General features: G+C 72.4%; 20 protein-coding genes. 3 read left to right on the top strand and 17 right to left on the bottom strand.

The genetic code is table 11. The annotated features are described in order from the left end of the window. Nucleotides 1-357 precede the first annotated feature (357 nt). On the top strand, nt 358-588 hold the full coding sequence (locus RVR_RS28040; RefSeq protein WP_202236671.1) for a DUF7455 domain-containing protein: 231 nt from the start codon (nt 358-360) through the stop codon (nt 586-588). Nucleotides 589-806: 218 nt separating this feature from the next. Here RVR_RS28040 and RVR_RS28035 read toward each other — a convergent pair whose 3' ends face one another. From RVR_RS28035 to RVR_RS28005, 7 genes are all read right to left on the bottom strand, one after another. Next, nucleotides 807-1643: a S1 family peptidase gene (locus RVR_RS28035; protein ID WP_202236670.1), complete on the bottom strand. Its 837-nt coding sequence runs from the start codon at nt 1641-1643 to the stop codon at nt 807-809. Between the two features lie 126 nt (nt 1644-1769). Beyond that, nucleotides 1770-3341 (bottom strand): RNA polymerase sigma factor, encoded by a 1572-nt coding sequence (locus tag RVR_RS28030; RefSeq protein ID WP_202236669.1) that lies wholly within the window; start codon nt 3339-3341, stop codon nt 1770-1772. 264 nt (nt 3342-3605) lie between these two features. Then, the gene (locus RVR_RS28025) at nt 3606-4514 is read right to left on the bottom strand and encodes a FadR/GntR family transcriptional regulator (protein WP_202236668.1); all 909 of its coding nucleotides are present in this window, start codon (nt 4512-4514) and stop codon (nt 3606-3608) included. A gap of 105 nt (nt 4515-4619) precedes the next feature. Beyond that, on the bottom strand, nt 4620-6407 hold the full coding sequence (locus RVR_RS28020; protein WP_202236667.1) for an ATP-binding cassette domain-containing protein: 1788 nt from the start codon (nt 6405-6407) through the stop codon (nt 4620-4622). A 51-nt stretch (nt 6408-6458) separates the two neighbouring features. Next, nucleotides 6459-7193 (bottom strand): NUDIX hydrolase, encoded by a 735-nt coding sequence (locus RVR_RS28015; RefSeq protein ID WP_202236665.1) that lies wholly within the window; start codon nt 7191-7193, stop codon nt 6459-6461. 138 nt (nt 7194-7331) lie between these two features. Further along, a complete protein-coding gene (locus RVR_RS28010; protein WP_202236664.1) occupies nt 7332-8576 on the bottom strand; it encodes a DUF4192 domain-containing protein in 1245 nt (414 codons plus the stop codon). A gap of 88 nt (nt 8577-8664) precedes the next feature. After that, nucleotides 8665-10824 (bottom strand): RecQ family ATP-dependent DNA helicase, encoded by a 2160-nt coding sequence (locus tag RVR_RS28005; RefSeq protein WP_202236663.1) that lies wholly within the window; start codon nt 10822-10824, stop codon nt 8665-8667. 420 nt (nt 10825-11244) lie between these two features. On the opposite strand from RVR_RS28005, the gene RVR_RS28000 reads away from it, so the two are divergent. Beyond that, nucleotides 11245-11841, top strand: coding sequence for a hypothetical protein (locus tag RVR_RS28000; RefSeq protein WP_202236662.1), 597 nt, complete (start codon nt 11245-11247; stop codon nt 11839-11841). Nucleotides 11842-11969: 128 nt separating this feature from the next. On the opposite strand, the gene RVR_RS27995 is transcribed toward RVR_RS28000, so the two are convergent. From RVR_RS27995 to nrdR, 8 genes are all read right to left on the bottom strand, one after another. Then, nucleotides 11970-12626, bottom strand: coding sequence for a hypothetical protein (locus RVR_RS27995; RefSeq protein ID WP_202236660.1), 657 nt, complete (start codon nt 12624-12626; stop codon nt 11970-11972). A 54-nt stretch (nt 12627-12680) separates the two neighbouring features. Further along, nucleotides 12681-13367, bottom strand: a complete 687-nt coding sequence (rnhB, locus tag RVR_RS27990; protein ID WP_202236658.1) for a ribonuclease HII — start codon at nt 13365-13367, stop codon at nt 12681-12683. 85 nt (nt 13368-13452) lie between these two features. Further along, nucleotides 13453-14544: an ADP-ribosylglycohydrolase family protein gene (locus RVR_RS27985; protein ID WP_346731481.1), complete on the bottom strand. Its 1092-nt coding sequence runs from the start codon at nt 14542-14544 to the stop codon at nt 13453-13455. Between the two features lie 161 nt (nt 14545-14705). Then, nucleotides 14706-15368: a phosphoglycerate mutase family protein gene (locus RVR_RS27980; RefSeq protein WP_202236657.1), complete on the bottom strand. Its 663-nt coding sequence runs from the start codon at nt 15366-15368 to the stop codon at nt 14706-14708. A 122-nt stretch (nt 15369-15490) separates the two neighbouring features. Then, on the bottom strand, nt 15491-16096 hold the full coding sequence (locus RVR_RS27975) for a YdbC family protein (RefSeq protein ID WP_202236656.1): 606 nt from the start codon (nt 16094-16096) through the stop codon (nt 15491-15493). Between the two features lie 71 nt (nt 16097-16167). Next, nucleotides 16168-16938, bottom strand: a complete 771-nt coding sequence (locus RVR_RS27970; RefSeq protein ID WP_202236655.1) for an MBL fold metallo-hydrolase — start codon at nt 16936-16938, stop codon at nt 16168-16170. A 287-nt stretch (nt 16939-17225) separates the two neighbouring features. Then, complete coding sequence (locus RVR_RS27965; protein ID WP_202236654.1) at nt 17226-20117, bottom strand: vitamin B12-dependent ribonucleotide reductase; 2892 nt, start codon at nt 20115-20117, stop codon at nt 17226-17228. Nucleotides 20118-20233: 116 nt separating this feature from the next. Next, the gene (gene nrdR, locus RVR_RS27960) at nt 20234-20743 is read right to left on the bottom strand and encodes a transcriptional regulator NrdR (protein WP_202236653.1); all 510 of its coding nucleotides are present in this window, start codon (nt 20741-20743) and stop codon (nt 20234-20236) included. 634 nt (nt 20744-21377) lie between these two features. Between nrdR and lexA the strand changes: the two genes are divergently transcribed. After that, complete coding sequence (lexA, locus tag RVR_RS27955; protein ID WP_430393251.1) at nt 21378-22094, top strand: transcriptional repressor LexA; 717 nt, start codon at nt 21378-21380, stop codon at nt 22092-22094. 162 nt (nt 22095-22256) lie between these two features. Here the strand turns inward: lexA and RVR_RS27950 are convergent, their stop codons facing one another. Continuing rightward, on the bottom strand, nt 22257-24332 hold the full coding sequence (locus RVR_RS27950; RefSeq protein WP_202236651.1) for an ATP-dependent DNA helicase: 2076 nt from the start codon (nt 24330-24332) through the stop codon (nt 22257-22259). A gap of 322 nt (nt 24333-24654) precedes the next feature. Beyond that, on the bottom strand, nt 24655-26418 hold the full coding sequence (locus tag RVR_RS27945) for an IucA/IucC family protein (protein WP_237405003.1): 1764 nt from the start codon (nt 26416-26418) through the stop codon (nt 24655-24657). Between the last annotated feature and the right edge of the window lie 11 nt (nt 26419-26429).

The raw sequence follows: 26429 nt of genomic DNA, 5'->3' as shown, positions 1-26429 counted from the left end.
CGATGCGGGGCAGGCGGACACTGCCGCGACCCGTTATCCGGATGATCCATCGTAGTCGTCATCGATCGTGCGTTCGATAACCCGCACGAGTGATACACATGTCACGTTCCCAAAGAGGCATGAACCATTTAGGCTCCGGGCACGTCCTCTCCAACAACCCGGTTGCCAGCCGGGGGGGCGACCCGGACAAGAGCTCCACACCCGACATCAGACGCAAATGACTCCTATTCGCCGCCAATCGGTAACACCCGGTCACACCGAGGACGGTTCCGAGAAAATGCCGTCAGCGGGAACGTTTTCGGCCTGGTTGGATGTTGACCCTGGTACGACAGCTCGTCGAGCTAGAGAAGAGGCGACGTGACTACTGTTCTGACCCCCGCGAGTCCGCTGACAGCGGGCGACCGCTGCGACCGTTGCGGCGCTCAGGCCTACCTGCGCGTCGTACTCATCAGCGGCGGAGAGCTGCTCTTCTGCGCGCACCACGGCCGCAAGTTCGAGCCCGAACTGAAGAAGATCGCAGCCGAGATACAGGACGAGACCGGTCGGCTGACCGAGACCCCGGCGTCGACGGGAGACGACGAGCGCTGAGCCCTCGCACCAGCGACGAGTTCGGAGCCGCGGGCGGACGGACCCCTTCAGGGGGTGTCCGCCCGCGGGATTTTTCGCTCACCGGTCCGCCCGGCCCCCCTTCCGCACATTCACCGGACCGCCCGCCCGCAGGTACCCGACCTGTGGGCGCCCCCGCGCTGCGCCCGTGTCGGCGCAGCGCCTTCGCGTGTCCGTCGCGCGCCGTCCGCGCGACCAGGTCACATGTGCCGGGCGATCAGCGCCTCCATCGCGGAGACCCGCGTGTAGACCCCGGGGTAGTCCGCCAGCGCGCAGCCGTTGCCCCAGGACACCAGACCCACCAGCCGGCCGGCGACCACCAGCGGACCGCCGCTGTCGCCCTGGCAGGCGTCCCGCCCGCCCTGCTCCTCCCCCGCGCACATCATCGACGCGGGCTGGTAGGTGCCGACGCTGCCGCCGGGGTACGCCTGCTGGCATGCCGAATCGGCCAGGACCGTGATATCCGCCGCACGCAGCGTGCTCGCGTAGTCACTGTTTCCGGTGGTGTCGCCCCAGCCATAGACCTCGGCCCGGGCGCCGGGGCGGTAGGAATCCGTGTCGGACGAATCCGCCATCGGGATGGCGGCGCCGTTCGGCAGCGGCTCGGCCAACGTGATCACCGCGACGTCGTTGGCGTTGGTGGTCTGGTCGAAGTCCGGGTTCACCCACACGTCGGACGGCCGCAGCTCCTCCCCCGTCGCATCGGACAGGTCGGTCCGGTCCGCGATGACGCGCAGATCCGGCAGTTGCCGCCAGTCCGACACCCCCAGGGCCTCCCGCCCGAAGCAGTGCGCGGCGGTGACCACGGTGCGGGAGCCGACGGCGACACCGCCGCAGAACTGGCCGGAGCGGTCGCTGCCGAAGCGCGAGCGGCTGGACAGCGCCACCACCCAGGGCTCCTGCTGGGTCGTGGTCGGGACACCGCCCACGACGACCTCGTGGGCCGCCGCCGGGGTCGCCGGCAGCGCCAGAGGCACCACCAGAGCCGGCAGCAGCGCGACTATCGCCGCGATGACGGTACGGACACTGAAACGCATACGGCCTCCTGACCCTGTGGAACACTCTGCACACCCAGAGTGATCGAGGGGTCGGGAGGCCGCATCCGCAGAGCGGTCGGCCGTGGGGCCCGCCGAGTACGACGGGTCCCACGGCCGGATGGCGTCTCAGTCGAGGTAGTCGCGCAACACCTGAGAGCGCGAGGGGTGGCGCAGCTTGGACATCGTCTTCGACTCGATCTGGCGGATGCGCTCGCGCGTCACCCCGTAGACCTTGCCGATCTCGTCCAGCGTCTTGGGCTGCCCGTCGGTGAGGCCGAAGCGCATGGAGACCACGCCCGCCTCGCGCTCCGACAGGGTGTCCAGGACGGAGTGAAGCTGCTCCTGGAGGAGGGTGAAGCTCACCGCGTCGGCCGGCACGACCGCCTCGGAGTCCTCGATCAGGTCGCCGAACTCGCTGTCGCCGTCCTCGCCGAGCGGCGTGTGCAGCGAGATGGGCTCACGGCCGTACTTCTGGACCTCGATGACCTTCTCGGGGGTCATGTCGAGTTCCTTGGCCAGCTCCTCCGGGGTGGGCTCGCGGCCCAGGTCCTGGAGCATCTGGCGCTGGACGCGCGCCAGCTTGTTGATGACCTCGACCATGTGCACCGGGATACGGATGGTGCGGGCCTGGTCGGCCATCGCGCGGGTGATCGCCTGCCGAATCCACCAGGTGGCGTAGGTGGAGAACTTGAAGCCCTTGGTGTAGTCGAACTTCTCGACCGCCCGGATCAGGCCGAGGTTCCCCTCCTGGATCAGGTCGAGGAAGAGCATGCCGCGGCCGGTGTAGCGCTTGGCCAGCGAGACCACGAGGCGGAGGTTGGCCTCCAGCAGGTGGTTCTTCGCCCAGCGGCCGTCCTCGGCGATGATCTCCAGCTCGCGCTTGAGCTTGGGCGCGAGCTTGTCGGCCGCCGCGAGCTTGTCCTCGGCGAAGAGGCCGGCCTCGATCCGCTTGGCGAGCTCGACCTCCTGCTCCGCGTTGAGCAGCGGGACCTTGCCGATCTGCTTCAGGTAGTCCTTGACCGGGTCGGCGGTGGCGCCGGCGACGGCGACCTGCTGGGCGGGCGCGTCGTCCTCGTCGTCGTCGGAGAGCACGAAGCTCTCGGACTCCGTCTTCTCGGCGTCCTCCTCGCCGGCCTTGCCGGGCGGGACGTCCTCGAGCGCCTCGTCGGTCTCGACGGCGGCCTCGTCACCCGAACCGGCGGCGGACTTCTTCGCCGCCGTCTTCTTCGCCGGGGCCTTCTTGGCAGCCGCCTTCTTCGCCGCGGTCTTCTTCGCGGGCGCCTTCTTGCCTTGGTTCTCCGCCTCCACCGATGGCTCCACCGTGGTCTCGGCCTCGGTCACCGCCTCCGTGGCGGGGGCCTTGGGCGCAACGGTCTTCTTGACAGGGGCCGCCGTCTTGGTGGCGACCGTCTTGGTGGCAGTACGCTTCGCCGGACTCTTGGCTGCGACGCTCTTGCGGGTGCGCTTGGGCGCCTCTGCGGCGGTCACCATCAGCGTCACACCCTCCTCGTCGAGGACCTGGTTGAGGCTGCGCAGAACGTTCTTCCACTGGGTTGCCGGAATCTGGTCCGCTTCGAACGCCCGACGCACATCGTCGCCGGCGATCTGGCCCTGGGCCTTACCCTGCTCGATGAGCGCCATCAGAGACTCGGATTCGGCGATCTCGGACGGGAGCGTACGGGATGTGCTGGCCGACACGAACAACCTCTCGGAACGATGGGAACGACTGAGTGGTACCGCACAGCGACTCGGCGTCAGTCCTGCTGCCGAATATTCGGTTGAACATTGCGTGTGCGGCGGCCACCTCTTAAGTCATCGCACTGCCTCGCCAAGCGTTACGCCAAGCTTACGTGGCCCGAGTCACACCCCATAACACGCATATACATACCAGAGTCGGACATCTCGCACACGTGGAGCCGCCGCCGACCTCCCGGACCGGGCCCGCGGCGGCACCAGATGCGGTCAGTTCTTCTCGCGGGGCGCGGGGACCACGTGGTCGGCGGCGGGCGCCGGTGCCGGCTCGGGCGGGGCGGCCAGCAGTTCGCGCATGGCCGCCTCGGCGGTCCCGCCGTCACCCTCCGCCAGCGCCTCGACGATCCGCTGGTGCAACCCGACGGAGGTGTCACCCGGACGCTCGCAGCCGGTGGCCAGACCGCCCGACACGTGCAGGGCGGCCGAGACGATGCCGGACAGGTGCTCCAGCATCCGGTTGCCCGCGACCTGGAGCACGAGGGTGTGGAACTCGGCGTCGGCCCGGGAGAAGGTGAGGGAGTCGCCCTGTGCGCTCGCATGGGCCATGATCTCCGCCATGTCGGCGAGCCGCTGCTGGACGTCCTCCCGCCCGTGTCCGGCCGCGAGCCGGGCGGCGACCGGTTCGATCGTCGACCGCAGTTCGAGCAACTCGCGGCGCTGGTCGTCCCGGTGCGGGCCGAACGCGCGCCACTCGATGATGTCGGGGTCCAGCAGGTTCCAGTCGCTGACCGGGCGGACCCGGGTGCCGACGTTCGGCCGGGCACTGACCAGTCCCTTGGCCTCGAGCACGCGCAGCGACTCGCGCACCACCGTGCGGGAGACCTCGAAGCGCTGGCCGATCTCCTCGGGGACCAGCGGGCGATCGGCGCCCAGGTCGCCCGAGACGATCATCTGACCGAGCTGCTGAACGAGTTGGCCGTGCAGACCACGGCCACGGCTGCCTCCGGCGCGGCGGCCGACCCGGCCCATGTCCGGCTCGACCCCTTCCCAGGCGTTGAGCCCGGGGCGGTCGCCACCGGGGGCTTCGGGGTACGGATAGCGATCGAGCTCGCCCGAACCGGCGACACCGGAGTCGGCTGAACGGGCCGCGGTCATCATGGAATGCGCAAGGGTACTCACGCATCCTTTGTCGGCGATGCCGAACCCGGCCTTGAGGGCTTTGCTGAAAAGCACACGAAAGGGTGAGCACTCATCACCTGATAATTGACGTTTTTCCTGGAGGAATCACCCCTCGTCGCCGGGCAGGGGCGCACTTCCTCCGGCGGACACGCCAGTTGACCGCCGCTCTTGCCGCCGCCCCCGCAACGCGCTTGCCGCGAAAGCCACGACGAGCACGGCCAGCAGCAACGCCAAACCGAGGAAGAGGGGTTGACCGGCGATCCGCAGCGCCCTGCCCACTCCTCCGCCCCCGCCCTGCGACACCCCGCACACCACCGACCACAGCGCCTCACCCGCGTCGCCGAGTTCCTTCAACTGCGGCCCACCGAGCAGCGCCCGGACGGCCGGTACGGCCAGCAGCGGCACCGCGAGCACCGCGGACAGGCCGAGCGCGGTGGTGCGGAAGACCGCGGCGGCCAGCACCCCGGCCCAGCAGCACCCGACGGCGAGCGCGGCGCTCCCCGCCAGGGCCACGGGGTGGGCCGACGGGTCGGGTACGCGGCCGCGGGCGACGAGCAGCCCGAGCACCCCGACGTCGACCGCGGTGGCCACGGCGGTCAACGCCACCGCGGCCACCGCGCCGACCACGAGCTTGGCGACGAGCAGCCGGAGGCTGCGCGGCTCGGGACCGTGGCCGGCGGCGAGGGCCGGGTAGCGGAACTCCTGGCCGTAGCTCAGCGCGCCGAGCAGCCCGGCGCCGATCGCCGAGGCGGGCAGCGGCAGTTCGGGAGCCCAGCCCGACAGCGCGCGCAGCGCCGAGGTGTGCGCCACGCCGGTACGGGCGAGCAGCACGGTGGCGAGCACCGAGCACGCCAGTGCGGCGAACACGGTGGGCCAGGGCGTGCGTACGCCGAACGCGCGGCGGACCTCGTAGCGGACCGGGCGGACCGGGCCGGGGCGGCGCCCGACCCGCCGTGGGCGCCGGACCTCGCTCCGCTGGCGGGGCACCGCGGCCTGTCCCTGCTCGGCGGCGTCGTCCCTCCACCGGTCGCGCCGGTCGAGCCGGTCCGCCGAGGTGTCGGCCAGTTCGTGCAGCAGGATGCCGTTGCGGTAGGCGGTCTCCCCCACCGCCGCGGACGTCGTGCCGTACACGGCGATACGGCTGCCGCTCGCGCTGACCACCTCGACGCCTTCGTCGCCGAGCAGTTCCGCCAGCCGCTGGGCGTAAGGCGACCGCACCGCCACACAGGGGCGCAGGCGGCTGCGGGCGAACCGTGCCGCGACCTCGTCGGCGACCAGGTGCCCGCCGTCAAGGACAAGGACACGGTCGGACGTCCGGGCCAGCGCGCCGGCGTCCCGGCCCGCGAGCAGCACGGCCCCGCCCTCTGCGGCATGCCGGCGCGCCAGTTCGTGCACCCAGGCGGCCTCGCGCGGCAGCAGTTCGTGGACCGGGTCGTCCAGGATCAGCGCACGCGGGTGGGAGAGCAGTGCCACGGCGACGCCCAGGCGGCGGTCCATGGCCAGCGAGTGCGTGGCGAGCCGCTCCTCGGCCACCGCGTCCAACCCGACGAGCTCCAGGACCTCGTCGGCACGCGAGAGCGGCAGTCCGTAGGCGGAGCAGAGCATGCGCAGGTGTCCGCGGGCGCTTCTGCGGGGGTGCCCGGGGACGTCGCCGAGCACTGCGCCGATCTCGTCCGTGGGGCGGGCCAGTTCGTGCAGGGGCCGGCCGTCGACGAGGGTGACGCCACGGCCGGGTTGCATCCCGAGCAGCAGCCGGAGCGCGGTGGACTTGCCCGAACCGCCGGGTCCGAGCATGCCGGTCACCTCGCCCTCGCGCACCTCGAAGGAAAGGTCGGCGACGGCGGGCGGGGTGTTGCGGCGGGACAAGCTGGTCAGTCCGATGGCCTGGATCACCCCAGCACCATAACGCCGAAACGGCCAGAAAAACGGACAAAAACCCTGAAACTACACCTCCGGTCGGAGCATCGGCGGATTCAGCAGTGCCGCACCCCCGGCCCTGAACAGCTGTGCCGGGCGGCCGCCCTGACGGGTCGTCGTGCCACCGGTCGGCACCAGGAAGCCGACTGTCCCGGTCACCTTCCGGTGGAAGTTGCGCGGATCGAGCGCCACACCCCACACCGCCTCGTAGACCCGGCGCAACTCGCCGACGGTGAACTCGGGCGGGCAGAACGCCGTGGCCAGCGAGGAGTACTCGATCTTCGACCGGGCCCGCTCCACCCCGTCGGCGAGGATGCGCCCGTGGTCGAACGCGAGCGGCGCCGCGTCGCCCGCGTGGTCCTGGCCACTCTCCGTCAACAGCGTGTCCACCGACGCCCAGCGGGCGCTGCGCGCGTCGCCGCCGGCACGAGGCGCCGGCAGGTCCGGGGCGAGCACGAGGTGCGCGACGCTGACCACCCTCATCCGCGGGTCGCGCTGCGGATCGCCGTAGGTGGCGAGCTGTTCCAGATGGGCCCCGTTCTGCGCCCTCAGGCCCGTCTCCTCGGCCAACTCGCGGGCCGCCGCCTGCGAGAGGTCCTCGTCGTCGCGGACGAAACCACCGGGCAGCGCCCATCGACCCTGGAACGGGGACTCGCCCCTGCGCACCGAGAGAGCGCACAGCGCGTGATGCCGAACCGTGAGCACCACCAGGTCGACGGTGACAGCGAAGGGCGGGAAGGCCGACGGGTCGTAGGGCGACATGACGCGATCCTAGTCGTCTCCCTGACGATAAACAGCCGGATCGACTCTCTTGACGATCAGGTGGCGGCAATTGGCCTCCCCAGCCCCCCGCGCGGCTGCTTTCCCGCCCGTGACGCGCCGCGCCGGGCGTCCCGCCGTTCACCGCCGGGTCCGGGGATGGCGGCCCTTGGGCACGCGGTGGGCGGGGCCGCGGCCCGAGGGGCCGGCCGGCCCGCGGCGGTGCGACGCCGCCCGGTCCACCACGCGTTTGCGCCGCTCCTGGCGCAGGGTGCGCCGCAGCAACTCGGGGTCCAGGCCCTCGTTGACCGAGGTGTGCAGCAACCGGGCGAAGGTGTAGCCCGGATCCAGGTCGAGGGCCATCCGCAGGGCGACGCGCGCCTCGGTCTCGTCACCCGTCGACCACGTGACCCACCCGGCGAGGGTGAGCGGGGTGACCGCGTGCTCCTGGTAGGGCCCGACGCAGCGCCGGGCCAGCGCGCGCCACAGCCGCACCGCCGCGTCGGCCTGCCCCGGCTCCGCCCACTCCGCGGCGCGGTCACGGGTGGCCTTGTCCTGGATGCCGAGGATCAGGGCGGCTGCCTCGTCGTCCCCGAGCAGCCCGTCGTCCTGCTCGTCGGCCCGCGTCGCGTCGTCGAGCCGCGGCGCGGCCCGGAACCTCTCCAGGGCGGCGCGGGCCAGCCGGAGCGTGCGGCGGCGGGTCTCCTCGGCCCGGTGGTCGGCCAGCATCCGCGGCAGGAGCTCGGCGCAGGCGATGTCGAGGGCGATCTCCTGCTGGTGGTCGTCGCGCGCGGCCGGCCTCAACCGCGTCTCGATGTCCCGCAGCAGGCCGGGGACCGGCATCCCGGCGTACGCGGCGGTGGCGGCCACGGCGCTGCTGCCCGGCGGCGGCAGAGCGGTGCCCTCGGCCGGTGCTGGCTCGCACTCCGGCAGGCAGTAGGACCACCAGCGCCCGGCCGACACGCACAGCGCCTCGACCACCGGCACGTCCAGGTCTCCGCACGCGACCCGCAGACGCTGGGCGAGCGGGCGCAGGCGCTCCATCACGTCCGACGGCCGCTCGCCATCGGCGGGGTCCTGGCAGAGGAAGACGACGACCGCGTCGGGGTGGCCGCTGCGACGGGTGCTGTTCCGCACCAGGCACTCCGCCAACTGGTCGGCGCCGATCGACCAGTCCTCCGGGTTCTCGGGCAGCGCCACCCGCAGCCTCCCGCCGAAGCGGCCGTGCTCCCCGTGCAGCGCCACGAGGACCAGGCTGTCCGTCGGCTGGAAGCCGAGCAGGTAGGGCAAGGCGTCCGCGAGGTCCTCCGGACCGCGCAGGGTGACCTTGACCTCCGCCGGGCGGTCCGCTGACTTTCCGTACTGAATTTCGTCGCTCTGTGTCATGGCTCGACGATGACGCATCGCCGGGGCCTCCCGCGGAGGACCACCCGTTCGGCTGTGGACGACCGCCCCGCCCCGGGCGTTGCCGGGCTCAGCCCGCGGCGGCGAGGACCAGGGGCAGGACCGGCCCGCTCCCCGACTGGCGCAGCAGCCGCGCGGCCACCGCCAGGGTCCACCCGGAGTCGGTGGAGTCGTCCACGAGCAGGACCGGTCCGGGCGAGGCGGCCAGCGCGCCCGCCAGTTCGCCGGTGACGGTGAACGCGCCGGACAGGGCCTTGAGTCGCTGGGCGGAGTTGCTGCGGCGCGCCGCGTGCGCCCCGTCCACCCCGGTGTAGGCCAGGCTGCCCAGGAAGGGCATGCGGCCGACGGACGCGATCCCCTGGGCGAGCGAGCCGACCAGCTGCGGGCGGGTCAGGGACGGTACGGCGACGACTCCGACCGGCCGACCGGGAGCGTCCGGCGCGCCCGTCGCCCATCCGCCGTCCGCGCGCGCCCAGTCGGCCAGGACCGCCACGGCGGCGCGCAGGACCTCGTCGGGCACGGGGCCGTCGGGCGCGTCCTCGGCCAGCAGCGGCCGTAGCCGGTTGCCCCAGCCGATGTCCGACAGCCTCCCCAGCGCCCGCCCGGCCGAGCACTGCTCCTGGGCCGGGATGCGGCCCTTGAGGTCGACGCCGAGTGCGGCCATCCCGGTGGGCCACATCCGGCGCGGCTCGATCTCCACCCCGGGGCGGTCCAGTTCCTTCTCGGCGCCCGTCAGGGCGCCCTGCGAGACGGAGGAGTCGATCCAGGCGCCGGCGCAGTTGTCACAGCGGCCGCAGGGCACCGCGCCCTCGTCGTCCAACTGCCGGCGCAGGAACTCCATGCGGCAGCGGTCGGTGCCCACGTAGTCGCGCATGGCCTGCTGCTCGGCCGCGCGCTGCCGGGCGACCCACGCGTAGCGCTCGGCGTCGTACACCCACTCGGCCCCGGTGGCCGTCCAGCCGCCCTTGACCCGCTTGACCGCGCCGTCGACGTCCAGGACCTTGAGCATCGTCTCCAGGCGGCCGCGCCTGAGGTCCACCGCCGCCTCCAGGGCCGGCACCGACAGCGGCCGGCCCGCCTCGGCGAGGGTGGCGAGCGTCTGGCGGACCTGCGCCTCCGCCGGGAAGGCGGTGTCGGCGAAGTAGCGCCAGATCGCCTCGTCCTCCCGGCCCGGCAGCAGCAGCACGTCGGCGTGCGCCACGCCGCGTCCGGCACGGCCGACCTGCTGGTAGTAGGCGATCGGCGAGGAGGGCGAGCCCAGGTGGACCACGAAGCCCAGGTCCGGCTTGTCGTACCCCATGCCGAGCGCCGACGTGGCGACCAGGGCCTTGACCCGGTTCTCCTGCAGGTCGACCTCAGCCTGGAGGCGGTCCGCGTTCTCGGTCTTCCCGGTGTACGACGCGACCTCGAAGCCGCGCTGGCGCAGGAACGCGGTGGCCTCCTCGGCCGCGGCGACGGTGAGGGTGTAGACGATCCCGGAGCCCGGCAGCTCGTCCAGGTGCTCCGCGAGCCAGGCGAGCCGGTGGGCGGCGTCGGGCAGCCGCACCACGCCCAACCGCAGGCTCTCGCGTTCGAGCGTGCCCCTGAGCACCAGTGCCTCGCCGGCCCCGGTGCCCAGTTGCTCCGCCACGTCCGCGGTCACACGCGCGTTGGCGGTCGCGGTCGTGGCCAGGACCGGCACCCCGGCGGGCAGTTCGGCCAGCATCGCGCGCAGCCGCCGGTAGTCGGGGCGGAAGTCATGGCCCCAGTCGGAGATGCAGTGCGCCTCGTCGACCACCAGCAGGCCGGTCGTCGCCGCGAGCTCGGGCAGCACCTGGTCGCGGAAGTCGACCGAGTTCAGCCGCTCGGGACTGACCAGCAGGACGTCCGTCTCGCCCCGCTCCACCTCCCCGTAGATCGTCTCCCACTCCTCCGGGTTGGCGGAGTTGATCGTCCGTGCCCGGATGCCGGCGCGGGCGGCGGACTCGACCTGGTTGCGCATGAGGGCGAGCAGCGGGGAGATGATCACCGTGGGACCGGCGCCGCGCCGCCGCAGCAGGGCTGTGGCGACGAAGTACACCGCGGACTTGCCCCAACCGGTGCGCTGCACCACGAGCGCGCGCCGGCGCTCCTCCACGAGGGCGGCCACCGCCTGCCACTGGTCCTCCCGGAGCCGTGCGGAGCCCTCCGCGCCTCCCACCAGCTCGGCAAGGATCAGATCGGCTTCCGCACGCAGCTCCTGGTTGCTCATGCCCCCATGCAACCGCACCCCACCGTCATCGGCCCAATCCGCTCACCCCGCCGCGGCGGGTCCACCGCGGCCGGACCGTCGGCGGCGAAAGGCGACGGCGAAGGGCGACGGCGGAAGGCGAAAGCAGGCGGCGCAAGGGGGGCGCGGCGGGAAGCACCGGTGCGCGACCGGGGTCCGGCCCGGCCGCCGGGTCCCGACGGCCGCCGCGTTCCCGCTGGTCCCGGCGGTGCGCGAGCGGCCGACCGGCCGGGTGGGATCTATCCGGCGGACGCTGCCATACCGGTCGTTGCCGCCAATTGCCCGTTGCCGCAGGGCAGTACGAGAGGAAGAATTGGCGGTGGATCCCCCATCGGCTCTCCGAGCCCCTCGACCGGCGTGCGCCCGCGCCCGGTCCACGGGTGCATCCGCGAAGGGAGGACCGTGACCATCGGGTTCGTTCCTGAGACCTCGACCGCCGGTTCTCCCCGGGTGTCGCGCAGCGTGGAGCCGGCCGAGTGGGCCGGCAGCGGAGTGCCGATGCTGGCGAGCCCGCGCGATGTCATCAAGGACCTGCACGCCAGACACCTGCCCACGCCGTCGACCGCCGTGGTCGCGGTCTACGACCCCGACGGCCGGATCAGGGCCAGCGCCTCGTTCACCGGTCGCGACGGGGTGCTCGACGGCTGGGAACGCCGCAACTCCCTGCTCTCCCACCTGCGCCGGGTCATCCCGCACGACCTGCGGCTGCGCCACCCGGTACGGGTCGCGGTGCTCATGGTGTGCCGGGACGGCGGGCCGGACTGGACCGCGGAGGACGGCGCCTGGATGTGGGGACTGCGCGACGCCTGCACACTGCACGGACTGCGCTGCGGGTCGTACGTCACCCTCACCGACGACGGCTGGAACGTCATCGGCGAGAGCCGCGCCGGCCGCACGCCCAACGCCGGTTCCGTGACCGGCCGACGTACCGACCCGCCGGCGCGCGCCCCGCTGCCGAGCGGCTCACCGCTGGCCGGGCGCCAGGCAGCCGCGCGCTGAGCCACGCGTCGACCCGGCACCGGGCAGGCGGGCGCGGTCGACCGCGCCCGCGGCACCGCGGCGCCACGGCGGGGACCAGGCCGGCGGGACGCCGGGAGCTCGCGCCCGCGGCCCGGTCGGGTGGCAGGTCAGGCGCTCGCGCCGAGCAACCCGTTGATCCGGGCCGTGTCGCCGCAGACGATCAGCAGCACACCGGCACGGGACAGCGCGTCCGCCAGCGCCCGCGACATGTCCTCGTCGTCGCCGCCGTTGAGCGCGACGACCACGACAGGGCGGCCGGTGGCACGACCGGCACGGATGTCGGCGTAGAACACGTCGTCCGCGGCGTCGTACTGGGCCCAGTAGGACGCCTCGCCGAAGGACAGTTCGTGGGCGGCCCACGGATGGTGCTCGCCCGCGGTCAGCACCAGGATCTCTCCCGGGGCACGGCCGGTGTCCAGCAGCAGGTCAACCGTTTCGTCGGCGGCGTCGACCGCGCCGTCCTCCGGAGCGGGGATGAGCTGGATCTGGGCGGACGCGCCCTTGGCCGAGCGCTGCGCGGGCAGGGTGGCCGGCGGCGCGGTCGGCGTCACCGGTCCGGGCTTGCCGGCGGGTCGGTGGGGGCCGGGGCGGCCGGGACCGACACCCGCGGCCGCGGACTCCCTGGACGGAGTGGGGCGCGGTGCCGCGGGTCGCGGCGGGCCGGGGACTGGACGGGGGGTCGACGCATTCCGGCCGGCGGCCGGAGCAGTGCGGGGACCCGGGACGCTCTCGTGAATCTGAGGCTCCTCGGGGGTGAGAGGCATGAGTTGATGTCTATCAAACGCGCTGTGAATGCGCAGCGGGGGGTGGCGCCCGAATCAGAAATCGAAACCGAGTTGTTCCCCTGTGTCGGCGTCGTCCCGCACCTTCTTGAGGTGCTGCCACCGCGGCATGGTGTCCAGGTAGGACCAGGACAGCCGGTGGTGGGCGGTCGGGCCCAGTTCCTCGAGTGCCGCGCGGTGCACGGGTGACGGATAGCCCGCGTTGTCCGCGAACGCGAACGGAACGTGCTCCGCTCCGAGTTCGGCCATCGCGCTGTCACGCCGCACCTTGGCGATCACCGACGCGGCGGCCACCGCGACGCATGACTGGTCGCCCTTGATGACGGTCCGCACCTTCCACGGGCCGCCGAGGTAGTTGTGCTTGCCGTCCAGGATGACCGCGTCCGGCCGCTCGGGCAGCGCCTCCAGGGCGCGTCCCGCCGCGAGCCGCAGCGCCGCGGTCATGCCGAGTGCGTCGATCTCCTCGGGCGACGCGTGGCCGAGCGCGTAGGACGTCACCCAGTCGGCGAGGAGAGCGGCCAGCTTCGTCCGGCGCTTGGGGGTGATGAGCTTGGAGTCGGTCAGCCCCTCGGGCGGCCGGCGCAGCCCGGTGACTGCCGCGCACACGGTGACCGGTCCGGCCCACGCGCCGCGCCCCACCTCGTCCACACCAGCGACGGTACGGACGCCGAGGGTGGCGCGCATCGAACGCTCGACGGTGTGGGTGGGTGGTACGTACGGCATGACGCTGTCAGCCTACCTCCCGGCAACGGCCCGCCCATAGAGGGGTGATCGGGTGGCCGCGCGAGGAGGCGGAGCGCGGTCGCGATCAGGACACACCGGCCCACTGCGGCAGCGGTTCGGTACGTCGCGTCCAGGCGGTGGGAGGCTCCCCACCGGGGCGGGCGGCCACGACGCCGCCGACGATGGCGCAGTTGGTGTCCACGTCGCCGCCGGCGCGCGCGGTGGTCCAGAACGCCTGCTCGTAGTCGTCGAGGTGGCGTACGGCGGCCCACAGGGCGAAGGGCACCGTGTCCTGGGCACTGGTGTGGCGGCCGCAGCCGAGTACCGCCGCGACGGTCGCCACGTCGTCGTAGTCCAGCATGTCGCGGGCGCGGCGGATGCCCGCGTGCACCGCGCTGCGGGGCACGAGGTCGAGCACCGCGCCCAGGAGCGCGTCCGGGGTCCCGGGGCCCGCGGGGCCGGCGACCAGTGCGGTGGCGGCGGCGACCGCCCTCGCCCCGGCGACGGCCTCCTGGTGCCGGTGGGTGGTGTGGGCGGAGATCTCGGCCTGGTGGGCGGCCCGCTCGGGGTCTCCGGCGTACCAGGCGCCCAGGGGGGCGATCCGCATCGCGGCCCCGTTGCCCCAGGAGCCCTGTCCGTTGAACAGTCCGGCGGCCAGTTCGCGCCAGTCGCCGCCCTCCTGCCGGATCAGCCGCAGCATCCGGTTGACGGCGGGGCCGTAGCCCCGGTCGAAGTCGTGGTGCTCCGCGAAGGACCACGCGAGCGCGTCCTGGTCGATCCGGCCGTGGGCCGCGAGCACCGCCAGAACCGAGCAGGCCATCTCCGTGTCGTCCGTCCACGCCCACGGGCCGGGCGGAAGTTCGCCGCTCTGGAGTGCGGGGTAGTGGGCCGGGACGAAGAACTGCGAGCCGAGCGCGTCGCCGACGGCGAGGCCGCGCAGGCTGGCCCTGGCGCGCGACAGCCGATCGGCGTCGGCGTCCTGGTCAAAGGCTGGGACCCGGTCGGAGGCGCGGTCGAGGCCAGCCCCGGGCCGACGGTCGGGCTCAGGATCGGGCCCGGCGGCGGAGCGGTGGCCGCCAGGAGGTCGGGGAACGGCGCCGGAGCGGGGAACGGCGTGGGAGGAGGGCAGGACCGGACCGGCCGGCAGGCCCGGCGCGGAATCAGGATCGGAAGTCATGGTGTCGGAACCTCGGAAGTCATCCGACGCATCGTACTGATCCGCCCGATCGGCGCCCAGGGAGTTCTACGGGTCGGCTCACCACCGGACCGCGCACCCGTCACCTGCGGGATGCGGGGGGGGGTGGGGCGCCCGGAATGGGGGCCGAGCCGCCCCCGAGGTCACTGCAAGCCGCCGCCGGGCGGGCACGGGGTGCCCCAGCGCTCGAACGGCCGGTCCAGGATGTAGCGGCCGGAGGGTTGCAGCAGAAGCATCCGGGTCTCGGCGTTGGACGGGTTGGACAGCGTCTCGAACTCCTCGACCGTCCAGTGGAACCAGCGCATGCAGAACAGCCGCATCGTCAGCCCGTGCGTGACCAGCAGCACGTTCGGCGGGAAGTCCGGCTTGTCGAAGGCGCGGTAGAGGGTCTCGAGGAACGCCCCCACCCGGTCGTGGACGTCGGCGCCGCTCTCCCCCATCGCGAAGCGGTAGAAGAAGTGGCCGTACGCGTCGCGTGCCTTGCGCTGGCGCTGGATGTCCTCCTGGTCCTGCCAGTTCCCCCAGTCCTGCTCGCGCAGCCGGGGCTCCTCGCGGGCCTGGGCCAGCGCCGGGTCCAGGCCGAGTTCCTCGTAGGTGTGCCAGGTGCGGCGGTAGGGGGAGACGAACGCCTGGACCCGCTCCCCGCCGAAGACCTCGCGCAGGCGGCCCCCCGCGCGGGCGGCCTGACGGCGGCCGTTGGCGGTCAACTCCAGGGCGTGGTCCGGCACCCGCTCGTAGATGGTGTCGTCCTCGTTGCCCTGGGACTCTCCGTGCCGGATGAGCACGATGCGGTGCGGGCGTCCCATACCGGCCAGCCTATTGCGCCCGGCGCCGTGCCGCCTTCCGGCCCCCGCGGCGGGCCGGGGGCGGGTCCGGGCACCGTGGCCGGTCCGGCCGGGGGCGGCGTTCCCGCTCGTGCCCTCTCTGCTCACACCGTCCACTCCTGGACCACGTCCACCACGTCGCCGGCCACGGAGAGCACGTCGGCGTCCAGCCCGGCGCGCTCGGACAGGCGCTCCACGGCCCCTTCCCGGTACTTGCCGTGCTCGGTGGCCGAATCCCACATCGACAGCACCAGGAAGTCGTCCGCCTCCCCCCGGCCGAAGGCCCCGCGCAGCATCCCGGGTGATCCGGCCATGGCGGGGTTCCACACCCGTTCCTGCATCTGCGTGAAGTGCTCGACACGCTCCGGCCGCACCTTGCACAGCGCGACCCTGAGCAGGTCGGTGTCGGCGAAGAACGGCTCGAACCCGACCTTCACGTCCAGCCGGTGCTCGAACAGGCGCACGGCGAGCATCTCGTACGTGCCCTGCTGCGTGGCGGCGACGCCGTCGTGCGGACCGGCCATGAAGGCGTCATACGCGCCGCGGCCGTCCCAGAAGCCGAATATGTGCGCCACCCCCGGCTGGGCACGGCTCCAGCCCCCGCCCTGACCGAGGAACCCGGGCTGCTGCCGCAGCGCCGCCCACCGGCGTTGCCCCCGGTCGAATCCCGGCCGATCCACGACCCCGCAGCGCATCCACTTCACCAACACCGCGCCATCGTAGTGGCGTCGGGCGCCTCACCCGGCGTGTTCCGCCGGTCCGACGGGCCGATCGCGGCGCTTCACAGCCGAACGGAGGCTCCCGGCTCCAGCCGGTGCAGGCGGTCCGCCAGACCGGCGGCCCGGAACTCCGCCTCCACGCTGTCGCCGTCCTGCGTGAAGTGCTCCCACTGCTCGAAGTGCAGGGGAACGACCTGCCGGGCGCCCAGGATCGCGGCCGCCTCGGCCGCCTGGGCGCTGGTCAGGGTGAGTGTGCTGTCCGGCACCAGCTCGGTGCGGGCGGCTCCGGCGAAGAGCAGGGCGACGTCGAAGGGGCCGAACCTCTCGGCCACGGCGCGCACCACGTCCAGGGACGCGTTGTCCCCGCTGACGTACACCGTCGGCACCCCACTGCCGGACAGCACGAAGCCGGTGACCTCGCCGACCAGCCCCTCACTGCCTTCCGGGCCGTGCTGCGCCGGCACGCCGGTGACCCTCAGCACGCCGCCGTCCGGCCGCGGCAGGTCGATGTGCTCCCAGTTCGGCAGGGCGCGCACCGGTCCGGCCACCCGGTCCTGGGCGGAGCGCGTGCTCAGCACCACGGGAACCCCGGTCAGCAGGGCCCGCCCGGCGTGGTCGAGGTTGTCCGCGTGCTGGTCGTGGGACAGCAGCACCGCGTCGACCGGTCCGAGCGACTCCGGCGCGACGGCTGGCCCGGCGGTCTTCACCAGCGCCCGGGCACCGACCGGGTACCTCCCCGGTCCGTCGAACGTCGCGTCGGTGAGCAGACGGAGCCCGCCGATCTCCAGCAGCGCCGTGGGCCCTCCGACGTACCGGATCCCGACACCCGCCATGGCCTCTTCCCTTCGCGCGTTTGCGGCGCCCCGCGTGCACCGACTCGACCCCCTCCGGCTTCAATCGCCGCGGTCCCGGAGCTATTCCCCCGCCCCGCCGCGGGACGTGTCCTCGGCGTCCGGCGGCGCTGACGCCACCCCGGTCGCCGGGTGCCTCGGGGCGAGTGACGAGGAGAGCCACGCGACGAGGGGGCGCCGACCGGTCGTCGGCGCCCCCTCGGTGTGCTGTCAGGACGGATCATGCGCCCCTGCGCGCGGGCGCAGCAGGGACCCGGTCCCGCCCGGCGTCAGCTGCAGCCGCTCGTCGAGCCGCAGCCCTCGCACAGGTAGCAGCTACCGGCGCGGCGCATCTTCGTGCCGCAGGAGAAGCACAGCGGCGCGTCGGCGTTCAGGCCGAGCTGGATCTCCAGCAGCTCCGTGGAGTTGTGTGCCTCCTTGGGCGCGGGTGCCGCCGCCGCTGCTGCCGGCTTGGCCGCCGACAGGGGCTTGGGGGCCTCCACGTGGCGCGGCGCGGACTGCGCCAGGCCCTCGACGTCGACCTCGTCCTCCCCGGCCTCGTAGGACCCGGTGTCGAGGTGCCGCTGACGCTCCTCGGCGGAGTGGATGCCGAGCGCCGAGCGGGTCTCGAAGGGCAGGAAGTCCAGCGCCAGGCGGCGGAAGATGTAGTCCACGATGGACTGCGCCATCCGCACGTCCGGGTCGTCGGTGAGGCCGGCCGGCTCGAAGCGCATGTTCGTGAACTTCGAGACGTAGGTCTCCAGCGGGACGCCGTACTGCATGCCGACGGAGACGGCGATGGAGAAGGCGTCCATCATGCCCGCGAGGGTCGAGCCCTGCTTGGACATCTTCAGGAAGACCTCGCCGAGGCCGTCGTCCGGGTAGGAGTTGGCCGTCATGTAGCCCTCGGCGCCGCCGACGGTGAAGGACGTGGTGATCCCCGGGCGGCCCTTGGGCAGGCGCTTGCGGACCGGGCGGTACTCGACGACCTTCTCGACCTGCGCGGGAACCGCTTCCTCGGTGGTGGCCTCGACCGCGGTGTCCGGCTTCTTCTTCGCCGACAGCGGCTGCCCGACCTTGCAGTTGTCGCGGTAGATCGCGAGGGCCTTCAGGCCGAGCTTCCAGCCCTCGTAGTAGACCTCCTCGACCTCCTCGACGGTCGCCGACTCCGGCAGGTTGACCGTCTTGGAGATCGCGCCCGACAGGAAGGGCTGCGCCGCGGCCATCATCCGGACGTGGCCCATGGCCGAGATCGCGCGCTCGCCCATGGCGCAGTCGAAGACCTCGTAGTGCTCGGTCTTGAGGCCGGGGGCGTCGATCACGTTGCCGTGCTCGGCGATGTGGGCGACGATCGCCTCGATCTGCTCCTCCTGGTAGCCCAGGCGCTTGAGCGCGACGGGGACCGTGTTGTTCACGATCTGCATCGAGCCGCCGCCGACCAGCTTCTTGAACTTGACCAGCGCGAGGTCGGGCTCCACGCCCGTGGTGTCGCAGTCCATCATCAGGCCGATGGTGCCGGTGGGCGCGAGCACCGACGCCTGCGCGTTGCGGAAACCGTTCTTCTCGCCGAGCCGGACGACGTCCTGCCACGCCTCGGTCGCCGCGGCCCACACCGGGGTGTCGAGGTCGTCCACCCGCACTGCGGCGGAGTTGGCGTCGGAGTGCTGCCTCATGACGCGGTTGTGGGCGTCGGCGTTGCGGGCGTATCCCTCGTACGGGCCCACCACCGCGGCCAGTTCGGCGGACCGCTTGTAGGAGGTGCCGGTCATCAGGGAGGTGATCGCGCCCGCCAGGGCGCGGCCGCCGTCCGAGTCGTACGCGTGGCCGGTGGCCATCAGCAGCGCGCCCAGGTTCGCGTAACCGATGCCCAACTGGCGGAAGGCGCGGGTGGTCTCGCCGATCTTCTCGGTGGGGAAGTCGGCGAAGCAGATCGAGATGTCCATCGCGGTGATGACCAGCTCGACGACCTTGGCGAAGCGCTCCGCGTCGAAGGTCTGGTGTCCTTCGTCGTCGTGGCGCAGGAACTTCAGCAGGTTGAGCGAGGCGAGGTTGCAGCTGGAGTTGTCCAGGTGCATGTACTCGCTGCACGGGTTGGAGGCGGTGATGCGGCCGCTCTCCGGCGACGTGTGCCACTGGTTGATGGTGTCGTCGTACTGGATGCCGGGGTCGGCGCAGGCCCAGGCTGCCTCGGCCATCTTCCGGAACAGCGACTTGGCGTCGACCTGCTCGATGACCTCGCCGGTCATCCGGGCGCGCAGGCCGAACTGCCCGCCGCCCTCGACGGCCTTCATGAACTCGTCGTTGACCCGGACGGAGTTGTTCGCGTTCTGGTACTGGACGGAGGTGATGTCGTCCCCGCCGAGATCCATGTCGAAGCCCGCGTCGCGCAGCGCGCGGATCTTCTGCTCTTCCTTGACCTTGGTCTCGATGAACGCCTCGACGTCCGGGTGGTCGACGTCCAGGACCACCATCTTGGCGGCGCGGCGGGTGGCCCCGCCGGACTTGATGGTGCCCGCGGACGCGTCGGCGCCACGCATGAAGGAGACCGGCCCCGAGGCGTTGCCGCCGGAGGAGAGCAGTTCCTTGGAGGAGCGGATGCGGGAGAGGTTCAGGCCGGCGCCGGAGCCGCCCTTGAAGATCATCCCCTCTTCCTTGTACCAGTCCAGGATCGAGTCCATCGAGTCGTCGACCGACAGGATGAAGCAGGCGGAGACCTGCTGCGGCTGGGCGGTGCCCACGTTGAACCACACCGGCGAGTTGAAGCTGAACACCTGGTGCAGCAGGGCGTACGTCAGTTCGTGCTCGAAGATCTCGGCGTCCGCCGGCCCGGAGAAGTAGCCGTGCTTCTCGCCCGCCTTGCGGTAGGTGAGCACGACCCGGTCGATGAGCTGCTTGAGGCTCTTCTCGCGCTTGGGACTGTCGACCGCGCCGCGGAAGTACTTGCTGGTGACGATGTTCACCGCGTTCACCGACCAGAAGTCGGGGAACTCGACACCGCGCTGCTCGAAGTTGATCGATCCGTCGCGCCAGTTCGTCATGACGACGTCACGGCGCTCCCAGACCACCTCGTCGTACGGGTGCACGCCGGGGGTGGTGTGGATGCGCTCGATCCGCAGACCCTTGCTCGCCTTCGACCCCTTGGTGCGTGAACCGCGTGCCGGGCCGCTCGTCGTCTCTGTCATTCCGCCTCCCAATATGGGCAAACGCCCTGATGTGCCCGGTTCTTCCCGCAGCACTGTGTGTTGTCTGCCGCCTCGGCGCGCTCCGGCGCCTCGGCAAATCCGCGTCCCGACGTCGGTCAGTCGGTGCCCGCGGGCGCGGGGACCCCGAGGTCCTCGTCAAGCCCGCCGGGAGTCATGGGTGGGAGCTGCTCGCGCAGCTCCGTGATGGCCCGCTCGAAGTCGTCGAGCGAGTCGAAGGCCCGGTAGACGCTCGCGAAGCGCAGGTAGGCCACGAGGTCGAGTTCCTGGAGCGGGCCGAGTATGGCCAGGCCCACGTCGTGGGTGGACAGCTCGGCGCTGCCGGTGGCCCGGACCGCCTCCTCGACCCGCTGCCCGAGGAGCGCGAGGGCGTCCTCGGTGACCGGGCGGCCCTGGCACGCCTTGCGCACTCCGGCGATCACCTTGGTGCGGCTGAAGGGCTCCGTGACGCCGCTGCGCTTGATCACCATCAGCGAGGCCGACTCGACGGTGGTGAAGCGCCTCCCGCAGTCGGGACACTGGCGCCGGCGTCGGATCGCGGCACCGTCGTCGGTGGTCCGGCTGTCGACGACACGGCTGTCGGAGTGTCTGCAGAAGGGGCAGTGCACGGCCTTCCCACTCCCTTCCCCACTCGCGGTGAGCGCACGACGAACATGCCTCCGCGGCGCCTTGCCGGAACCTCGGAAGCGGCCCCAAGCATAGGCGATCACGATGGCGGTGGAGCCACAGGACCCGCTTGGAAACCACAACTTGTGGTGGCCGGTCCCTATCCAACCACTAGATCTGGTGCCGGTGCATCAGGGGGTCCGATCCGCGTGTCGCGGCGGCCCGACCGCAACGGAGGGCGTTCGCGGCACGCCGGAGCGTACGGGAACGGGCCCGCGGAACGCACTTCAGGAGCCGGTGCGACACTGGGCGGGCGCAGCAGGCGGCCCACTCCCAAACGGGGCCGCCCGCGACCGCGTGGCGCTCCGGACCGGCACGCCGGGGCACTCTTTGATTCGAACTTCCATTCGATCAATACACCCGGTACCTTGATCACGTCAGCGGATTTTCGCTAATTCACTCGAACGTGTGTTTGGCGCAACCTTTCGAAACCCACTACCGTTGTACTAACTGCCCGCACGCGGAGACGGGCCGACCGCAGTCCATGCGGTGGAGAACAACTCGAAAGGGGCCGCCGTGACCACCGCAGAGAGCGCCACCGGCACATTGCCCGCCCATGACCGCTCCCCGGACGGAATCGCCCCGTTGGACGTCGCGCACGAGGACAGCACCCCGAAGCCGGCGCGCGCACTCCCCGGACGGCCCCCGGGAATTCGCGCCGACAGCTCGGGGCTGACCGAGCGTCAGCGCCGTGTCATCGAGGTGATCAGGGACTCGGTGCAGCGGCGCGGATATCCGCCGTCCATGCGCGAGATCGGCCAGGCCGTCGGCCTGTCCAGCACCTCGTCGGTCGCCCACCAGCTCATGGCGCTGGAGCGCAAGGGCTTCCTGCGCCGCGACCCGCACCGCCCGCGCGCCTACGAGGTCCGCGCGTCCGACGCCGGTCACCCGCAGCCCACCGACACCACCGGCAAGCCGTCCGCGTCCTACGTCCCGCTGGTCGGCCGGATCGCGGCCGGCGGCCCGATCCTCGCCGAGGAGTCGGTCGAGGACGTCTTCCCGCTTCCGCGCCAACTCGTCGGGGACGGCGAGCTGTTCGTGCTCAAGGTGGTCGGTGACTCGATGATCGAGGCTGCGATCTGCGACGGCGACTGGGTCACCGTGCGACGCCAGCCGGTCGCCGAGAACGGCGACATCGTGGCGGCGATGCTGGACGGCGAGGCGACCGTCAAGCGCTTCAAGCGGGACAACGGCCACGTATGGCTGCTCCCGCACAACGCCGCCTACCAGCCCATCCCCGGCGACGAGGCCACGATCCTCGGCAAGGTCGTGGCGGTGCTGCGCCGCATCTGACCACTGTCCCGGGGAGCGCTCGGCCGTGCCGCGCGCCGACCGGCCGGCAAGGCCCGGAGGACCGCACAAGGCGGTCTGCCGGGCCTTCGCCGTGTTGCGGGTCCTGGGCTCGCCCCGCCCGGCCACAGGGCCTTCTGGAGGCCGCCCACGGCCGCGAGGGCCCTACGGAGCCTCGACGGACTCGGCCGGCTGATCAGGGTTCGCGGCCGGCTCACCACCCCCGGCCGATCCGCTGCTCCCGGAGCCGGCGGACGCCGGGCGCCCGGCCGCCGCGTCGATCGCCGCGAGCGACTTCCGCACCTGGTTGCGGTCGTTGGTGTACCAGAACTCGGGCATCGACGAGCGCAGGAAGCCGCCGTACCGCGCGGTGGCCAGCCGCGGGTCGAGCACGGCCACCACGCCCCGGTCGCCGGAGGCCCGGACCAACCGCCCGGCGCCCTGGGCCATCAGCAGCGCCGCGTGCGTGGCGGCGACGGCCATGAAGCCGTTCCCGCCGCGCTCCTCCACCGCCTTCTGCCGCGCGCTCATCAGCGGGTCGTCCGGCCGGGGGAAGGGGATGCGGTCCATCACGACCAACTGGCAGTTCACGCCGGGCACGTCCACGCCCTGCCACAGCGAGAGCGTGCCGAACAGGCAGGTCCGGGCGTCCTCAGCGAAGGTACGGATCAGCTCGCCCAGCGTCTCCTCGCCCTGGAGCAGCACCGGGTGCTCCAGCCTTCCGCGCATCGCCTCCGCGGCCGCCTGGGCGCCGCGCATCGAGGAGAACAGCCCGAGGGTCCGGCCGCCGGCCGCCTCGATCAGCTCGGCCAGTTCGTCGAGCATGTCGGCACGGCCCGCGTCGCGGCCCGGCTGTGAGAGGTGGCGGGCGACGTAGAGGATGCCCTGCCTGCGGTAGTCGAAGGGCGACCCGACGTCGATGCCCTTCCACGGTGGCGGCTCCTCCTCGCCCTCCGCGGCCGCCGCGCCCTCAGGGGACAGGCCGAGTGAGGCGGCCACACCGTTGAAGTCGCCGCCCAGCTTGAGGGTCGCGGAGGTGAGCACCACGGAACGGTCGGTGAACAGCTTCTCGCGCAGCAGGCCCGACACGTTCAGCGGCGCCACCCGCAGCGACGCGCCGAAGCGGTCGTGCCGATCGCACCAGACGACATCGAAGTCCGATCCCTGTACCAGGCGCTCGGCGACCTCGTGGACGTGCTCGACCGAGGCGAGGGCCTGCTTGCGGACCACGTCCTCGTCCTGCACCGACCGGTCGCGGGTCTCGCCGAGTGCGGTGATCACCAGACGGCAGGCGTCGCGGAGCGCGGCGAGCGTGTACCCGAGATCCTCGGGGATCTCCTCAAGCCGCCCGGGCAGGGCCAGCTCCATCACCCGCTCGAAGCCCTCCCCCGCGCTCATCAGGGCGTCCGCGGCCTTCTCGTTGACGAGCTTGGCGGCCCGCTTGACGGCGCGGTTCACGCCGATGGGGCTCAGCTCGCCGGTGGCGACGCCGGTGACGCGGGAGACCAGTTCGTGGGCCTCGTCGACGATCAGCACCTCGTGGCCGGGGAGCACCGGGGCGCCCTCGATCGCGTCGATCGCCAGCAGCGCATGGTTGGTGACCACGACGTCGGCGAGCTTGGCGCGCTCGCGGGCCGCCTCGGCGAAGCACTCGGCGCCGTAGGCGCACTTGGTGGCACCCAGGCACTCGCGCGAGGTGACCGAGACCTGGCTCCAGGCGCGGTCGGAGACGCCCGGACTGAGCCCGTCCCGGTCCCCCGTCTCGGTCTCGTCGGCCCAGTCGCGCAGCCGGAGCAGGTCCTTGCCGAGCTTGCTCGTGGGCGCGGCGGCCTCGAAGGGGTCGAAGAGGCCGTCCTCGTCGTCCTGCGGCACCCCTTCGTGCAGGCGGTGCAGGCACAGGTAGTTCGACCGGCCCTTGAGCATCGCGTACTGCGGCTCGCGGCGCAGCAGCGGCTTCAGCGCCTGGACGGTCCTGGGCAGGTCCCGCTCCACCAACTGCCGCTGGAGGGCGAGGGTGGCGGTGGCCACCACCACGGGCTCGCCGTGCGCCAGGGCGGGCACCAGGTAGCCGAGCGACTTTCCGGTGCCGGTGCCGGCCTGGACAAGCAGATGGGACTGGTCTTCCACGGCGGCCTGCACGGCCTGTGCCATGGCGACCTGGCCTTCCCGCTCCACCCCGCCGACGGCGGTGACGGCGGCGTGCAGCAGGTCGGTGAGAGCGGGTGGGGTGGTGGCAGTCATAGGAGGGCCAGCCTACGGCGCCGCACCGACAACGCGGTCCGCCTCCGACCGCTCCGGCCGGGCCCAGCCGGGAGCGGCGCCGCGGCCGGGGCGGCCGGTGTCAGCGCGAAGGGCACGTAGCGGCCCTGGCGGACAGGTTGCCCGGGCCGGGCGCCGGCGGTGCCGCACCCCGGGCAGCGCCCCCGGTCGGTTCGCCCGTCCCGCCCCCACCCCCCGGTCGGTTCCCCCGTCCTGCCCCACCCCCGGTCTGTTCCCCCGTCCCGCTCCGCCGTCGGGCCGGTCCACCGGCTCGGCCGCCCCCGGGCGGATCGTGGCGGCGCGGTCAGGGGCCGCAGAGCGGGTTGGCCACGGTCCCGTGCACGGCGGCGTGCGGACGGTCGGCCCGGTCGCGGTATCCGTCGAGGTGCAGCCGGTTGCGGTTCAGGCACAGCCGGGCGATCCGCGGCACGAACAGGTCGAACAGCGAGAACCTCTCCTTGAGTTCCGGGAAACGGTCCTGGTGGCGGACGATCTCCTCGCGCACCAGCGTCCAGAAGTCGTTCTCGGGTACGCCGAGTTGCTGCTCGCACAGCGGTGCGAGATAGCGGAACACGCCGATGAACAGGCCCGAGTGGATGAACTGGGTGAGGAATTCCGGCGACTCGGTGAGCAGCACCGCGCGGACGTCCGCCGGCATGGTGGCGTGTTCCGGCAACGGCTGCGCGGAGACGTTCACGTCGTCGACGAAGTCCTTGACCGCCAGCCGCACCGGAACGTCGTGCTCGTCGTAGACGACGATGGCGTTCTCGCCGTGCGGTGAGAAGACCGTGCCGTACCGGTAGAGGAAATGCAGCAAGGGCGGCAGGAGTGCGGCGAACAGGTGGCGCAGCCACACCCTGGGGGCGAGCCCGGAGCGGGCGACCAGTTCGGCGGTGAAGGCGCGGCCGTCCGGGTCGGTGTGCAGCAGGGCGGCGAGAGTGCGGGCGCGCTCCCCCGGCGCGAGGTACCCCGTCAGCGGCTCGCGCCAGATGCAGCCGAGCAGTTCGCGGTACTGGTAGGGCACCGAGGGCATCGCGTCGTACTGGGGGTGGGCGACGGTGACGGACGCCACCTCGCCGAGCAGGATCACCCGGGTCTCGTCGCGCAGGAAGCGGTCGTGGTCGCGCAGGGTGTGCACCCAGGCGGTGACGGCGGGGGCGGCGAGCGTGCGCTCGGTGGGCAGCCCGCGCCAGACCAGCGTGTTGAGGACCGACAGCGGCAGTTTGACCGTCCGCCGTTGCGGGCGGCTGGTGTTGAGGAAGGTGCGGATCGACTGCTGCGGCAGCCGCAGGTCGTTGTCGGTGGTGAGGCGGATGATGGTGCCGTCGGCGATCGCGGGTGCGAACAGCGGGGCGACGACCTGTTCCCACTGCCAGGGGTGGACGGGCAGCAGGAGGTAGTCCGCGGGGAGGCGGCCGCGATCGGCGATGGTGCGGCGGAAGGAGTCGAGGACGTCGGGGGCGAGTTCCTCGGCGTAGAGCTGGTCGGAGGTGTCGAGGGTGCCGGTTCCCCGGTATTCGGCGAGGTCGCGGTGGACCGCGATCCAGGGCAGCCGGTGGCGTCTGCGGGCCTCGGGGGCCCAGAGCGCCGCGTCGGCGTCCGAGAACCCGATACGGCCCTTGTTGGCCACGAGCCACGGGTGCCCGGTCTGGTGCCCTTCGAGCTCCGCGTAGCCGAGGTCGGCGAGCGCGGCGGCCGGCAGCGCGGTGGCGTCCAGCCGCACGTCGGCGCACAGCGTGGCGAGCAGTTCCCTGATCAGGTGGCCGGTGGTGTCCCCGGTGAGTCCGAGCACGGTGTCGTGGCCGTGTGCCAGGAAGTGCAGCGGGTCACCGGTCGGGGTGATGCTGGCCGCGTCCACGTACCAGCTCCCGTACGAGCCGCGGCGGGCACGGAAGCGGTAGGTCACGTCGGGTGAGAGCTCGATCCGGTAGCCCTCGGGGCCCGACGCGGGGTCGGGCTGTGGTGCGATCACGTCTTCGTAGGCGAACTCGGCGAGCATCTTGGCGAGAAGCCGCCGGGCCGCGCGCTCCCAGGCGGCGCCGGACTCGGTCGAGGAGGGGATCGTCACGGTGTGCTCCT

Origin of the sequence: Streptomyces sp. SN-593 (genome assembly GCF_016756395.1) — a bacterium.
Taxonomy (GTDB): domain Bacteria; phylum Actinomycetota; class Actinomycetes; order Streptomycetales; family Streptomycetaceae; genus Actinacidiphila; species Actinacidiphila reveromycinica.
This window is presented reverse-complemented; position numbering and strand designations above follow the sequence as displayed.

Excerpts from the sequence above, each read along its gene's own strand:
- RVR_RS28035 (WP_202236670.1), bottom strand. The coding sequence starts at position 1,643 with ATGCGTTTCAGTGTCCGTACCGTCATCGCGGCGATAGTCGCGCTGCTG.
- RVR_RS28015 (WP_202236665.1), bottom strand. The coding sequence starts at position 7,193 with ATGTCGCCCTACGACCCGTCGGCCTTCCCGCCCTTCGCTGTCACCGTC.
- RVR_RS28010 (WP_202236664.1), bottom strand. The coding sequence starts at position 8,576 with ATGACACAGAGCGACGAAATTCAGTACGGAAAGTCAGCGGACCGCCCG.
- RVR_RS28005 (WP_202236663.1), bottom strand. The coding sequence starts at position 10,824 with ATGAGCAACCAGGAGCTGCGTGCGGAAGCCGATCTGATCCTTGCCGAG.
- RVR_RS27995 (WP_202236660.1), bottom strand. The coding sequence starts at position 12,626 with ATGCCTCTCACCCCCGAGGAGCCTCAGATTCACGAGAGCGTCCCGGGT.
- rnhB (WP_202236658.1), bottom strand. The coding sequence starts at position 13,367 with ATGCCGTACGTACCACCCACCCACACCGTCGAGCGTTCGATGCGCGCC.
- RVR_RS27985 (WP_346731481.1), bottom strand. The coding sequence starts at position 14,544 with ATGACTTCCGATCCTGATTCCGCGCCGGGCCTGCCGGCCGGTCCGGTC.
- RVR_RS27980 (WP_202236657.1), bottom strand. The coding sequence starts at position 15,368 with ATGGGACGCCCGCACCGCATCGTGCTCATCCGGCACGGAGAGTCCCAG.
- RVR_RS27970 (WP_202236655.1), bottom strand. The coding sequence starts at position 16,938 with ATGGCGGGTGTCGGGATCCGGTACGTCGGAGGGCCCACGGCGCTGCTG.
- RVR_RS27965 (WP_202236654.1), bottom strand. The coding sequence starts at position 20,117 with ATGACAGAGACGACGAGCGGCCCGGCACGCGGTTCACGCACCAAGGGG.
- RVR_RS27950 (WP_202236651.1), bottom strand. The coding sequence starts at position 24,332 with ATGACTGCCACCACCCCACCCGCTCTCACCGACCTGCTGCACGCCGCC.